This is a genomic window from Rhizobium sullae (assembly GCF_900169785.1).
GTDB classification, from domain to species: Bacteria; Pseudomonadota; Alphaproteobacteria; order Rhizobiales; family Rhizobiaceae; genus Rhizobium; species Rhizobium sullae.
This window is the reverse complement of the sequence record NZ_FWER01000005.1, coordinates 54,323-68,051: the sequence shown is the minus strand read 5'-3', so window position 1 is coordinate 68,051 and position 13,729 is coordinate 54,323. Positions and strand designations below refer to the sequence as shown.

13 protein-coding genes and 2 pseudogenes are annotated in these 13,729 nt (G+C 59.1%); 7 read left to right on the top strand and 8 right to left on the bottom strand.

Annotated features, from left to right (window positions below; genetic code table 11):
* Positions 1-87 precede the first annotated feature (87 nt).
* The 5 genes and pseudogenes from BN1800_RS06770 to BN1800_RS06750 all read right to left on the bottom strand — a co-directional run.
* A pseudogene (locus tag BN1800_RS06770) lies at positions 88-433 on the bottom strand (FAD-dependent oxidoreductase); the annotation flags it as partial.
* On the bottom strand, positions 426-1,160 hold the full coding sequence (locus tag BN1800_RS06765) for an SDR family NAD(P)-dependent oxidoreductase (RefSeq protein WP_086995809.1): 735 nt from the start codon (positions 1,158-1,160) through the stop codon (positions 426-428). The gene BN1800_RS06765 and the pseudogene BN1800_RS06770, both read right to left, overlap by 8 nt.
* Positions 1,161-1,273: 113 nt before the next feature.
* Complete coding sequence (locus BN1800_RS06760) at positions 1,274-1,936, bottom strand: GntR family transcriptional regulator (RefSeq protein ID WP_086995806.1); 663 nt, start codon at positions 1,934-1,936, stop codon at positions 1,274-1,276.
* A 121-nt stretch (positions 1,937-2,057) separates the two neighbouring features.
* A pseudogene (locus BN1800_RS06755) lies at positions 2,058-2,599 on the bottom strand (AMP-binding protein); the annotation flags it as partial.
* Positions 2,599-3,501, bottom strand: coding sequence for a LysR family transcriptional regulator (locus BN1800_RS06750; protein WP_086995803.1), 903 nt, complete (start codon positions 3,499-3,501; stop codon positions 2,599-2,601). The pseudogene BN1800_RS06755 and the gene BN1800_RS06750, both read right to left, overlap by 1 nt.
* Positions 3,502-3,610: 109 nt before the next feature.
* Between BN1800_RS06750 and BN1800_RS06745 the strand changes: the two genes are divergently transcribed.
* The 6 genes from BN1800_RS06745 (at position 3,611) to rsgA (ending at position 8,948) form a co-directional block, all read left to right on the top strand.
* Positions 3,611-4,693 carry a 4-oxalomesaconate tautomerase gene (locus BN1800_RS06745; RefSeq protein ID WP_086995800.1) on the top strand — a complete coding sequence of 361 codons (1,083 nt, stop codon included), beginning with the start codon at positions 3,611-3,613 and terminating at the stop codon, positions 4,691-4,693.
* A gap of 47 nt (positions 4,694-4,740) precedes the next feature.
* Positions 4,741-5,742 (top strand): ABC transporter substrate-binding protein, encoded by a 1,002-nt coding sequence (locus tag BN1800_RS06740; protein WP_086995797.1) that lies wholly within the window; start codon positions 4,741-4,743, stop codon positions 5,740-5,742.
* 15 nt (positions 5,743-5,757) lie between these two features.
* A complete protein-coding gene (locus tag BN1800_RS06735; protein ID WP_027509009.1) occupies positions 5,758-6,588 on the top strand; it encodes an ABC transporter ATP-binding protein in 831 nt (276 codons plus the stop codon).
* Entirely contained in the window at positions 6,572-7,348 is a 777-nt protein-coding gene (locus tag BN1800_RS06730; protein WP_086995794.1) for an ABC transporter permease, read from the top strand. Before BN1800_RS06735 ends, BN1800_RS06730 begins: the two co-directional genes overlap by 17 nt.
* 335 nt (positions 7,349-7,683) lie before the next feature.
* On the top strand, positions 7,684-7,860 hold the full coding sequence (locus BN1800_RS41300) for a hypothetical protein (RefSeq protein WP_164902139.1): 177 nt from the start codon (positions 7,684-7,686) through the stop codon (positions 7,858-7,860).
* A 35-nt stretch (positions 7,861-7,895) separates the two neighbouring features.
* Positions 7,896-8,948: a ribosome small subunit-dependent GTPase A gene (rsgA, locus tag BN1800_RS06725; protein ID WP_086995792.1), complete on the top strand. Its 1,053-nt coding sequence runs from the start codon at positions 7,896-7,898 to the stop codon at positions 8,946-8,948.
* A gap of 86 nt (positions 8,949-9,034) precedes the next feature.
* On the opposite strand, the gene BN1800_RS42250 is transcribed toward rsgA, so the two are convergent.
* Complete coding sequence (locus tag BN1800_RS42250) at positions 9,035-9,283, bottom strand: hypothetical protein (protein ID WP_086995789.1); 249 nt, start codon at positions 9,281-9,283, stop codon at positions 9,035-9,037.
* Between the two features lie 599 nt (positions 9,284-9,882).
* Between BN1800_RS42250 and BN1800_RS06710 the strand changes: the two genes are divergently transcribed.
* A complete protein-coding gene (locus BN1800_RS06710) occupies positions 9,883-10,071 on the top strand; it encodes a bacteriocin (protein WP_086995784.1) in 189 nt (62 codons plus the stop codon).
* A 187-nt stretch (positions 10,072-10,258) separates the two neighbouring features.
* Here the strand turns inward: BN1800_RS06710 and BN1800_RS06705 are convergent, their stop codons facing one another.
* Together BN1800_RS06705 and BN1800_RS06700 are read right to left on the bottom strand one after the other, a co-directional pair.
* A complete protein-coding gene (locus BN1800_RS06705; protein ID WP_086995780.1) occupies positions 10,259-12,379 on the bottom strand; it encodes a peptidase domain-containing ABC transporter in 2,121 nt (706 codons plus the stop codon).
* Positions 12,376-13,620 (bottom strand): beta-barrel domain-containing protein, encoded by a 1,245-nt coding sequence (locus BN1800_RS06700; protein WP_086995776.1) that lies wholly within the window; start codon positions 13,618-13,620, stop codon positions 12,376-12,378. Before BN1800_RS06700 ends, BN1800_RS06705 begins: the two co-directional genes overlap by 4 nt.
* Positions 13,621-13,729: the final 109 nt, after the last annotated feature.

Here is a 13,729-nt window from a genome sequence, read left to right as displayed (position 1 = left end):
TGCTTCCTAACCGCTCACGCGAATAAGACCTAATGTATGATGCATCATGTTTAATGCGTCATGGTGAGTCAATCCTTTTGGCTCCTCCAAGCCGATCATGCGCTGGATCTCCATCTCGCTCGTGGCAACCAGCAGCTTGCCGCAGTTTTCGAACGGGATGCCGTGGTCGTCGCAGAAGCGCTTGGTTGCCTCGGCCCCTTGCCGACAAAGGCGCGCTTTGAGGGAACCGGCTGGTAGTAGAGCCGGCATGGATCACGCCACTGTTGTGACCGGTCTGATGCCGAGCCAATCCGGTCTCCTTTTCGAGCAGGAGAATACGCGCACCAGCGGTGCGTTCCTGAAGCGCCATTGCGGTGGCAAGACCGACGATCCCACCGCCGACAATGCAAAAATCGTATACCAAAGCCGCCCGTTTCCTCGACAGGTCAGACATGCTGTCCGCCGTTGATGTGGATCTCGGCACCATTGATGTATGAGGAGGCGTCACTACACAGGAAGTGTATCGTCTCGGCTACTTCGCGGGGCGTTCCGAGCCGACCCATCGGGACTTCTTGCTCCACCAAAGCGTCGGTGCCCGGCGACAGGATTGAGGTTTCGATTTCACCCGGAGCAATTGCGTTTGCACGGACGCCTCGTGGGCCGAACTCATGTGCGAGTTCGCGTGTCAAGGAAGCGAGGCCGGCCTTTGACGCGGCGTAGGCAACGCCGGCAAACGGATGAACACGCGAGCCAGCGATTGAAGTCACATTGACGATGTGGCCCTTGGCCGCCTCAAGCTCCGGCAGGAGCGCTCGTGCGAGCAATGCGGTGGAAATCAGATTGACGTTCAACACTTTCGTCCAGGTATCCGCGTCGGTTCCGATGATGCCAAGCCGCGAGCCGCCAGGGCCTTTGGGCGAAATGCCGGCGTTGTTAACAAGTGCGTCAAGCTTCCCATCAGGAAGGCGCTCCCTAACAGCCGCGACCAAGGGGCCGATCTGAGCGAGATCTGCAAGATCAGCCTGAATGTGACTCTCCCTTGCTGTCGGCCAGGCGCATTCTTCTGAAAATGGCTGCCGCGACACTGTGAGGATGCGCCAGCCTTTCTCCTGAAATAACTTTACGGTTGCGTGGCCAATCCCGCGGCTTGCGCCTGTCAACAGCATGTATCCGGTTGCCATAAGACCCTCATTCATCTAGATGTATGATGCATCATAAATGAGAACACGTTTGGCGCAAGATGTATTTTTGGCTACGCTCAAATATTATCGTATCGACATCCACGCGGACATCATTAAGCAGCAGCCACACTCACACGCGCAAGGATAACTCGTCCACCCTTCTCAATGTCGTCCATGATTGCCCGCGCCGCGCCCTCGGGGTCGCCTCTCTTGAGAGCCTCGACTATGGGGTAGTGGAAGTCGATCATCGAGCGGCCTCCCTCAAGATAAGCATCAGCGATCAGAGGACCCATCTGAAGCCAAAGGCGGCGGAGGATTCCGTTCAACACATGTAAGTCTGCAATTTTTGAAAGTTGGAAATGAAAGGCCTGATTGAGTTCTGTCCCTTTCAACCGATCGCCATCAACAAGCGCCTTTTCGTTTTCCGCCAGGATTGCCGTCAGGGTCTCAATGTCTGCCTTCGATGCAACACGGGCGGCACTCTCGGCTGCGAGAGCTTCGAGCCGCAAACGAATTGCGCGTATTTCGAGATACTGCGGCTTGCTAAGTATGGGAATACGTATGTCCCGGGGGGATTGAAAAACGATTGCATCGTCGTGAGCCAGCCGCAGGATTGCGTCACGTACAGGCGTTACACTCGTGCCCAACTGTTCTGCTATCTCGCGGATTTTCAGCCTGTCACCCGGCTGAAACCGGCCTTTGATCAACGCGTCGCATAGTGTTGCATAGACAGTGTTGCTCAGATTCTCATGTTCCAAAATCGGTAACTCGGACACGTATCAGACCTCGTGCTAAAGACAGTTAGATGCAGATAACTCGTTATGAACGTCTTTGATGCATCAAGCAACGTCGTGTGATCAGGCGGTTAGGGGAAACGGTTCATGCAGTTTCAAAGTCCAACCGATGACTTTCGCGCGGCTTCACTCTGCCTTGGCGAGGGCATCGAGATACTTGGCAGAGGTGCCGAAGATGGAAAAACTGCTCCTCTTCGGCATAGTCCCACTAGACCTTTGCATCAGGCGCAAAGGGAGAGCCATCGTACAGGCAGAGCGTGGCGTCGCTCGCAAGCCCGGAAACCAGCCAGTTCCACATCATCCAGCCGCACATCGTGCAGTAGAAGAGCCTGTCCCCACTCACGAGATCCCAATGGAGCCGGTGTTCCTTCAGATGCTGCAGAAGCGTTCCCCCGGCCGAGTGGACGGTGCATTTCGGCACGCCCGTGGCCCCGAGGAAAACCGGATGACCAGCGGATGGGAGAACGGCAACCTCGAACTCGGGTTCGCGGGCGTCATGGGCGGACATGAATGCCTCGAGGGCGCGCCCATTCGCCGGCCTTGCGACAAGGCCTACCGCCCGCCGCAATCCACGACGGCGACCGGTACGCCGAGCTGTGGCTCCAGCAACGTCACCTTCTCGCCGACATCAACGCGTTTGCGGCTCAGTTTCCTTCGGCCCACGTCCCAATCAACATGGTCATGAAGCGCTCGGCTGCCGGCGAAAGCGTCCCACCGCGACGGCGCACAATGCCGATCGTTCGCGAGATTTGAGGATTGCAAATAGGTCTCGTGACGAGGAACGGGTGCTCTTCCTGTGGTGTAGCGAGTTTCGGAAGAACCGAAATTCCAAGCCCGGCCTCCACCAGACCAAGCGATGTCGAAAGATGCGTGACTTCATAGGACCAGCGCAGTTTCAGGTTCGATTTCGCCAATGCTGCATCAAGAAGGGTGCGATTGCCGCTGGACCGGTGAACCGTGATCAGTTGATAGGGCGCCAGATCATCCCACTCGAGTTCGCTCTTCGTCGCCAGCGGATGATCCTTGCGTGCTGCCAGCACGAACGGATCCTCGATGAGCCGGTCAAAGACAAGGTCGGGATCTGAGAAGCCCATAATATTGATGCCGAACTCGACTTCGCCGCGGGCGACCGCCTGCAGCCCGTCCGTGGCAGGCAGGTCGAGGATGCGAAACCGAATATGGGGATACTCGGCGCTGAACTGCTTGATGACCGTCGGCAGGAAATAGAAGGCTGCCGTCGGCAGGCAAGCGATGGTCACCAGACCGCTGCGCTGGGACCCGACATCGCGCACCGCAAACAGCGACGTGTCGAACTCCTCGAGCATTCGTCGCACCAAGGGGATCAGCTCCGCCCCGAGGGCAGTTGTCGAGACATGCCGCGTCGTGCGCTCGAGCAACGGCGCCCCGATTGCCAGCTCCAGCTTCTGAATTCGTCGGCTGAGTGCCGGCTGGGAAAGATTGAGAGCTTCGGCAGCTCGGTGGAAATTCTCCAGTTCGACGACCGATAGAAACGCGCGCAAATCCAATATCTCACAATTAATGCTCACAGCGCATCATTCCCTCTGATATTCGCATTTCACATATCAATCATTTTGCCGCTTACTGCAACAAAGAAGCTGATTGATATTTAAATCACATCAGTATGCGGACACAACCATGAACGACCTGATTTCCATCCCCTGCGTTCTGATGCGAGGCGGCACCTCCAAGGGACCGTTTTTTCTCGCATCCGACCTTCCGTCGGATTCGCGTCAACGCGATCAGATCCTGCTTTCGGTTATGGGATCCGGTCACCCGTTGCAGATCGATGGGATCGGCGGTGGCAATCCGGTCACCAGCAAGGTCGCCATCGTTGGCCCAGCAACAGTGTCCGATGCCGATGTGGATTATCTGTTCGCCCAGGTCCGCATCGATCAGCAATTCGTCGATACCTCGCCCAACTGCGGAAATATGCTGGCGGCCGTCGGGCCGTTCGCGGTTGAGGCCGGCCTGGTCAAGGCGGCGACGGGGGTAACCCGCGTGCGCATTCACAACGTTAATACCGGCAAATTGATTGAAGCCGAGGTTCCGACCCCTGATGGCCGCGTTGCCTACATGGGAGATGCCTCGATCGACGGCGTGCCCGGCAATGCCGCGCCAATCGCGCTGACCTTCATGGATGCCGCCGGGGCACGCACAGGCATGCTTTTTCCCACCGGCAACCCGCGCGACAGGATTGACGGCATCGATGTCACCTGCATCGACTGCGCTATGCCGATGATGTTGCTGGAAGCCACCGCCCTCGGCGTGACGGGCACCGAACCTGCGGCCGAGCTCAACGCCAACGGTTCTTTGCTGGAACGGCTCGAAACTCTGAGGCTCGAGGCCGGCCGGCGCATGGGTATGGGTGACGTTAGCAATCAGGTCACGCCAAAGCCGGTTCTGATCTCCAGGCCCGACAAGGGCGGCGATCTCGGCGTGCGCTATTTCATGCCGCATCAGTGCCATCCATCTCTTGCAACGACCGGTGCGGTTGGGATTGCCACGGCCTGTATCAGCGACGGAACAGTCGCCTCGCGGCTGATCGGGGACCGCAAGCCGCCGGTCGTTCTCGTTCTGGAACATCCAAGCGGTCGTTTGGAAGTGAAACTGGATACCCGCGACGGCAAGACAGTTGCCGGAATCCTGCGGACGGCCCGGCGCCTCTTCGAGGGCCGGGTCTTTGCAAAACCTATCGCGCAAATGGTTTGCGCGGCATAATCGAAAGTGGTTGCCGGGAGGGCGCCACGCATCAGGGAGGAATACACATGCGTAAACTTTTGATCGCCCTTGCGGCAACGGTCGCTTTCGCCGGTTCGGCTTTTGCGGAACCCGTCCGCATCAGCGTCGGGTCCTACAACCTCAACAACCTGCCCTTCCCGGTCGCAGCCGGCCTAGGTCTCTACGAGAAGGAAGGTCTTGAGGTGACCGTCGAAAACTTTGCATCTGGCGGTTCCAAGACGCTGCAGGCGCTTGTCGCCGGCTCGACCGATATCGCCGTCGGCTTCTACGATCATACGATCCAGATGCAGTCGCAGAACAAGGCCGTCGTGGGCTTTGTCCAGCTTGCGCGCAATTCGGGCCTGGTTCTGGCTGGCGGTAAGGGCACAACCTTCGATCCGGCTAAACCCGAGACAATCAAGGGCGCGAAAATCGGTATCACCGCACCGGGTTCATCCTCGGACTTCTTCGTCCGCTACTATTTGCAGCGCAACAATCTTTCGGCCGAGGACATCTCGTTGATCGGCGTTGGCTCAGGCGCGGCCGCAGTCGCGGCGCTCGAGCAAGGGAAAGTTGATCTGTTGGTCAACTACGATCCGGCAGCAACCTTTATCGAAGCCAAGGGTGTCGGCAAGATCTTGATCGACGCCCGCAGTGACGAGGGTGCCAAGGAAATTTACGGTGGAATCTACCCGACCTCCGTCCTTTATGCGACGCAGGCCTACATCGATGAGAACCCGGAAACCATCCAGAAGGTCACGAACGCGACCGTTAAGGCACTGGCGTGGATGAACGCACATAGCGCTGAAGAGATCGTCGAAAAACTGCCGAAAGAATTCATCTCCGGCGACCGGGATACCTATGTGAAGGCCGTCCAGAATGCCAAACCGATTTTCTCAGTGGACGGCAAATTCAGCGAGACCGACACGCAGACGCCGTTGGCCGTTCTCAAGAGCTTCAACGAAAAGGTTGCTGCTGCAACAATCGATCTTTCCAAAACCTACACGAACGCTTTCGTGGACAAGGTGACGGATAAGACCACCAACTGATCCTAGGAGGAGGCCATGTCTTTGGCTGTCGTAACACCTATGCCTATCCCGACGGGACAGCAAAACGCAAAGTCGATGGTATCGATCGACGCCGTGACAATGTCGTTTGGTTCCTATGTCGCGGTGCAGGACGTCAACCTGGCGGTTGACGATGGTGAGTTTCTCACCATCGTCGGCCCGACGGGTTGCGGCAAGAGCACCATTTTGAACGCGATCGCAGGGCTTCTGAAACCCACGAGCGGAACGGTGACGATCGACGGTACGCCGGTAAAGGGCGTCCAGAACGACATCGGCTATCTCTTCCAGCAGGACGCGCTACTCCCGTGGAAAACATCCATTGAGAATGTCGAACTCGGCCTGATGTTCAGGGGTGTTGCAGCCGCCGAGCGCCGCGAGCGTTCCATGAGCTGGCTTGCCAAGGTCGGGCTCAAAGGCTTCGAACATCGCTATCCGCACCAACTGTCCGGCGGCCAGCGCAAACGTGTCCAGATGGCGCAAGCGCTCATTGCCGGTCCGAAGGTGATCCTAATGGACGAACCGTTCTCGGCCCTCGACATCCACACGCGGCATCTCATGCAGAACGAACTGCTGCGGCTTTGGCAGGAAGAACGCCGCGCCGTCGTGATGATCACACACGACCTCGAAGAGGCCATAGCCCTTGGAGACCGCGTCGCCATTCTGGCCGCCGGGCCCCGTTCGCGGGTCATCGAAAGTTTCCCGGTGGATCTCGAGCGGCCACGGGATGTGGCTGAGATCAAGCTCGATCCACGCTTTATGGATCTGTATCGCAATATCTGGGCTTCCCTGCGCGGTGAAGTGGAGAAAAGCTATGAACGTCGTGACTGAACGCATTATCCAGCTCGGCATGCTGGTTTTTATCCTCGGCGGCTGGCAGCTCGGCGTGACCGCCGGCTTCATCGATGTCTTCTTTTTCCCGGCGCCTCTCGATATCTTCAACCAGATCATCAGCTGGGTCGTTGATCCGAGCTTTTACAAGCATGTCTCGATAACCCTGACGGAAACGGTGCTCGGCTACATCATCGGCACAGGTCTGGGCGTCGCAGCCGGTGTATGGCTCGGTCTCAGCCGCAGTGCGGCGCGGATTCTCGATCCCTTCATCAAGGGCCTGAACGCTATTCCACGCGTCGTGCTTGCGCCAATTTTCGTGCTTTGGCTTGGACTCGGGCTCTGGTCGAAGGTGGCGCTTGCCGTAACACTGGTGTTCTTCATCACCTTCTTCAACGCCATGCAGGGTGTCCGCGAAGTCAACCCGGTGGTTCTCGCAAACGCAAGGATCCTCGGGGCCAAGCGGTCCGATCTGCTGCGGCACGTCTACTTCCCGGCAGCGGCAAGCTGGATTCTGTCCTCGCTGCGCACGTCTGTCGGCTTCGCGGTGGTCGGCGCCATCATCGGCGAATATCTCGGCTCCTCCGCGGGTCTCGGCTACCTGATCGCCCAAGCGGAGGGCAACTTCGATGCGGTCGGCGTGTTCGCCGGCATCATCATCCTTGCGATGTTCGTTCTCATCATCGATCGAGTTCTGGATGTTCTGGAGGGACGGCTCATCAAGTGGAGGCCGAACGCCGCAGAAGAAAGAGCGGCGTAACTATCCGGCTCAGGTTCCATGTGAGTTGGAATGGGGGTACTGGCGTCGGCACCCCCATTCTTTTCAGATTTGAGTTCGAACGCGTAACCAACACCTGATGTCAATCAACGTGCTAAAATCGCGGGCGTTTCCGAGCGGCCATTGTTTTAGTACGCAATGGATTGGGCCAGCACCCCCAGACTCTCGGTCTACATATAAAATCATGATGGTCGCCTTGAACGGGATCGAACCGACGTTGGCTAATCGTGAAGCACCTGATAGATCAGAGACCGCCGAGCGTGAGGTCGTGGCACCATCTTCAAAGAGAACCCTCGGACCGGACTGGAGAGCTTTTGATGGGCTGGAAAACACCGAAGATCGAATACGTGAATGGCTATAAGATCGTTGAAGTTGAAGGGCCCACCTTCAAAGTCTACGATGGCGACCGTCAGCTCGGGGACGATTTCCCCTACCCCGGCGAAGCTGCTGCCTACGCAACCTCGTTGCCAAAACGGGATCATCCACGCAGCTAGGCGAGAAGCCGCGGAAGATCATTGAAAAACCCTTTATGGCAGCCTTACCGAATGTGGAACAAGATTTGACCAGCTGCCAACTTTCTTCACCGCTGGAACTGCTTGGGTGGTCTGAATTCTTCGCGAACCAGGTCCAGCCCAGCGAAGCGGACTTGGTCCCCAGACGCATTGCTTCAGTTCACCGGGCACGCATCGAGGCGGTCGACGTCACCGGGCCGGTCGGACTGGAAGTTCCATCCAATACCAATACTGGTGACTACGCGGTGGGCGACTGGGTTCTTGCCGATGCACTGACTGGCATGCTTATCAGACGTCTCGACCGAAAAAGCGTCTTTCAACGACGCCCGGAAGGCGGACGTGGCCAGCAACTTGTTGCCGCCAACGTCGACACCCTGTTGATCGTGACCTCGTGCAACGCCGATTTTAATCTTGCTCGGCTGGAACGTTACCTGATCATGGCCAACCAGGCCGGGAGCAACCCGGTGATTGTGCTGACGAAGGCTGACACCGCGGAAGATGCAGGCATGTTCCAGGCGCAAGCCGAGGCTTTGCAGCGCGATCTGCCTGTCATTGCCTTGAATGGGCGCTCCGCGGACGCCGTTTTCCTGTTGAGGCCCTGGTGCGGCGTCGGCCAGACGGTTGCGCTGGTGGGATCGTCTGGTGTCGGAAAATCAACGCTGGTGAACACCATGACTGGGCCTGAATCTGACACAAAGCAAAAAACAGGCACCATCCGCGAATATGACGCGCAGGGCCGACACACAACCACGGCTCGATCCCTGCATGCAATTTCAGGCGGCGGCTGGGTCATCGATACACCGGGAATAAGAACGCTTTACGTGAGTGATGTTGCCGACGGTATAGACACCCTCTTTGCTGAAATAACCGAATTGGCGCCGCTTTGCCGCTTTCGCGATTGCACCCATGCCCATGAACCTGGATGCGCGGTCCAGGCAGCTGTCGCAAGCGGTGCCCTGGTCGCCGATCGCCTCGAACGCTGGCGGAACCTGCTTGCCGAAAACCGCGACCGAACACCGGTCGTAAGCGGACCCCGCGGCAACAAGATCGTTCGCAAGAAGAAATATTGAAAGTGTTGAACGTTTGCGACGGTGCTCATCGGCGTCAGCCACGATCCGCCACCTGAATCGGCTGGGCTGTGGGATAGCGTGAGCGCTCAATGATTGGGATTGCGGTCAAGAAGAAGACCCTGCAAGCGGCCGCTCCCGCTTGTGAGGGATATGTCTTTGAACAACCGCGATATGAGGCGCGGTTGCAATCCTTGCCTCTCATCGATGAGGAGGAATGACATCCTCTTTATCTCGATTGTGATCACGCCCGCATTGTCATGGCGGCGGTAATTCCCGGACTCCATCGCATGGAATCCATTTTCTACCGCCCAGGCGGCTATCATATCCGCGTTCATCAAGGTCCTGCTTCAGGAGGTGCGGACGTGCTTTCTCTAGCTGTCCCGCTCGCGCAAATTGCTTCGCAGTCCTAAGGTACCGCAACTGAAACGCTCTAATCCAGCCAAATCCGTCCAAGATTACAGTTCCCGCTCAGGTGTTGCGAGAAAGACTCGAAGCAAGTTGTAAATCGGTACGACCCAGCCGACGCCCCCGTTTGGTGCAGTTGAAGAGATGTGAACCTCCGGCCACGTCAAAGCGCAAGCTTGGATAGATAATTGAGGGACCATTGCCCTCATCAAAACGTAATGAGTCACCACCAAGCCGAGACCCATGATAGCGAGGCGTCGAGATATCAACCCGGCAATCGACATTTCGAAGGCGCCGAAGACCGCTGATTTCGCATCGTTAATCTGCCGAAGATGTTGGCTCGAGTGGATTGTCCTTGCCCCCGGAGACAATGAAACGAAGCGGAGCTCGTTCATTGGCCCACCTGAAACAAAAGAAATGTTTGTCCGGATGAGCGGAAATCATCCGGAAACAGGCCGTCTCTAGTGTTCTGGATGTCGGCAACAAGATCGGCAACACCATCAAGGCCGCGAGGCGGCAGGAGAACATCATGAAGACCCAGAAGCAGACCCAGGCCATCGGCCGCACACTCAGCATCGACGAACTCGCCCAGGTCAGCGGCGGCCACAACCCGCCCGGCGACCTCGTTGCGCGCACTGCGACCCGCCAAACCGGCATCCCGCCCTTCATTCTCATCGGTATTTCGGTCCCGCCGGATCCGTACGTCGTCGGTCATTGATCGATCGGCCCGGATCAACCAGGCTGATGATTTTGCCAAACCGGGCATCCGAAAGGATGTCCGGTTTTTTTGCTTTTGGGGGTATCATTTGACCGCACAGGAAAATGGCGAGGTCTCCGGAAAGACCTCGCCACCAAGGGAAACAGATACATACCAAAATCGCTTACAGACCTGCAGGCGTCCTAGACTAGATGACGACCAATGCCGCGTGGTGGCCGCTGTCGCGGGTGATCCGCCCGGCTTCGAACACCACGACGCGGTCGGCTGCGGCGATCGTTTCTGGACGATGGGCGATCATGATCCGGGTGATGCGCAGCCGGGCGAGTGACGCCGCCACTTCCCGCTCTTTGGCAAGGTCGAGGTTGCTGGTGCCTTCATCAAGGAAGAGGATGACCGGTCGGCGGTAGAGCGCCCGCGCCAGCAGCAGCCGCTGGCGCTGCCCACCCGAAAGACCGCTGCCAACTTCGCCGATCATGGTGTTGTAGTTCATCGGCATGGCGAGGATTTCCGCCTCTATTCCCGCCGTCGCCGCGCATTCGCGCATCAGAGCAACGTCGAGGACCGGTGCGAAAAAGCTGATATTCTCGGCAATCGAGCCGGTCAGCAACTGGTCGTCCTGCATCACCACGCCGATCTGCGCGCGAAAGGCGGCCAGACCGAGCTGATCGAGCGGCCGCCCGTCGACGCGCACCTCGCCGGCGGAGGGTCTGAGCAGGCCCAGCATGACCTTCATCAGGGTCGTCTTGCCACCACCGGAGGTTCCGGTGATCGCAACCAGTTCGCCGGGCGCGACCTTGAAGTTCAGCCCGTCCAGAACGGCAGTCTCGCCCTCGCCATAGCGGTAGCTGACGCCGCACAGTTCCAGCCCGCCTTCGAGGACCGGAACGAGCAAGCCATGATTGTCGAGCCCCGGCTCCGGCGGCGCCAGTGCGATATCGGCAATCCGGTCGAGATGCAGGTCGAGCATGCTCCAGGCGATCAGAGTCTCCAGCAGCTTGCCGGCGGTGTCCAGAAACTGCTGCTTATAGGCAACGAAGGCGAACAGCATGCCGAGGCTGAGATCGCCGGACATGACCAGCCGCGCCCCGGCATAAACGACCAGGATTTTTTCCAGGCCGTTGATCGCATCGTGGCCAATCCGCAGCGAAAGACCTTGCCGCAAAAGGGCGAGCTGACGGTTTGCGAGGCGCACGCATCGCACCTGCCAGCGTGCTTCGCGCTCCGTCTCGGCGCCGGCCAGCTTAATTGCCTGCATGGCGCGCAAAGTCTCAATGAAACAGCTCTGCTCGGCCGCCGCATCCCGGATCGCTTCCTCCTGCCGCTGGCGCAGGCTCCCGAGACCGCCTAGCCGAAGCGCGACCAGCAGCGCGAGCGCGCCGAGCACGATCGCGGCGAGTGCCGGGGAATAGAGGAGGATGACCGCAAGGGTGATCAGCGCCATAAACCCATCGACCAAAGCGGCGACGAGCCCTTGTGAAATCAGTTCGGTGATCGGTTTCGTGGCGCCGAAACGCGAATTCATGTCGCCGATGCCACGTTTTTCGAACCAGTCGAGCGGCAGGCGCAACAGGTGATGAAACAGCGTCGCGACGACCTGGAAATTGACCGCCCCCGAAATCGCCGCCAGCAGGCGGCCACGCAGTAGATCCGCGCCCAGCTTAATGGCGGTGAACAACCCGAAACCGAGTGCAAGTGCAGTCAAAAGCCCCTGATCGCCCTGAACGATAGCTTCGTCGACGGCAAGCTGCATATAGAACGGGCTGGCAATGACGAAGGCCTGGAGGATGAGGCTGAGGAGAAACGCCTGGATTGCGGCGGGCCAGAGCGGCGTGAGGTCGCCGCAGAGCGCTCGCACCGAAAGCCGTTTGCGTGTATCCAGTTTTCGAAACCCGGCGCCGGGCCTCAATTCCACGGCGACGCCGGTAAAATGGTTGGCCAGTTCCTCCATCGTCAGCCGCAGGATACCGCGGGCTGGATCGTGGATCACCACCCTGCTCCCTCCGCCCCAGCTCCTTTGAACGGATTTCAACACCACGAAATGGTTCATGTCCCAATGCAGCACGGCGGGAAGCTGCAAGCCGGCGATCTCGTCGGGCTCCAGCCGCACGCCGCGCCCCTCGAGATCGAGGCGGGCGGCAATGTCCAGCAGCGATTTCAGGTTCGCTCCCTTGATTGAGACGGCGAAACGGTGCCGCAGGGCCGGCATGTCGACCATGTGCCCATGGCTCGCGGCCACCATGGCAAGACACGCAAGGCCGCATTCCATCGCCTCGGCCTGGAGCAGCAGCGGCAGACGATGGCGGCTCATGGATAGGTCCTCCCGATAATGGTTCTCAGCGGCTCCAGTATCCAGTCCAGCACGGAGCGCCGCTCCAGAATGATTTCCGCCCTCAGCGTCATGTCCGGCCGCAACATCTGTTCGAGGCCGCCCTCTGCTACATGTTGCTTGTCGAGGCGAACGGTGACGAGATAGGCGGGGGCCTGCGGTCGCACCGGGCCGGCGATCTCCTCCGGTGCGAGCATGGTTTCCGAAATGCGTTCGACCACCCCCACCTGGGCGCCAAAACGCTGGAATGGAAAGGCGTCATAGGTCAGCCGCACGGACTGCGCAGGGCGCAGGAAGCCGATCGCCTGCGGAGATACGAAGAGTTCGGCGTGCATTGTGACCTCGGTCGGAACCAGCGACATCAGCGGCTTACCTGGATCGACCTGCTGGCCGACGACTGCCTGCAACGCCGTTACCCGTCCCTTAACCGGTGCGCGCACGATAGCCCCGTCCCTTGCCGCCGCCTCGGCCTTTTGCTGCTGCAGCGCCGCGATCGTGCCATCGAGGCGGGCGATCCGGTCCCGGCTGTCGGCGGGCAGCTGCGCTCGAAGCAAGGCGACCTGCCGCTCCTCATGGAGGATGGAATCGAGCCGCTGCTGCACCGTCGTCAGCTCCTGCCGGCGGGTGAGCAAGGCGTCTTCGCGTGCCCGAAGATCGGTGTCGGTGATCAGGCTGCGTTGGCGTAGGCTGTCGCCCGACTGGAATTGATCGCTGGCAACGCGCACGCGTTGCTCCAGAAGCGCGCGCTGGGAATGGAGGCTCTCCCGTTCCGCCTCCAGAGAGGCTAGGCGGCTATCGAAACCCCTCCGTTCATGATCGACGCGTATGCTCTCGCCGGCTATCTGTTCCAGAAGCAGGGACTCCTGCCGGTCCAGCAACCCGCTGAGACTACCCTGCAGGCTCCCGCCATCCTGCAGCGAGGCAGTATAGCTTAGGCTGAACAGCGGAGTGCCGGCCTCGACGAGAGCGCCATCGGCGACAAACAGCGCCCGCAGTGTTGCTTGCTGCGGCGGCATCACCCGTACGGTTCCGGCATCCGGAACGACGAACCCGATCGCAGGCTGTCGCCGGGAATAGGGCATTGCCCCGACGAAGACCGTAGCAAGCAGTACCGATCCGGCCAGGAAGACAGTCAGCAAAGCCAGCGCCGGCGACCGCAGGTCGAGCAGGCCGGGAATGGCCTGGTTGTCGGGTTGGATAGTCCGAAAGAGCGTCGCGGTCATGCAGCCACCATGAAGAGTGTGGGATCGTGGATCCGGCGGCTATTAGGGATGTCGCGTTTCAGTCGGACTTCGCGTTGAGGCGGAGCAATGTTTCGATTGTTTCGGCGAA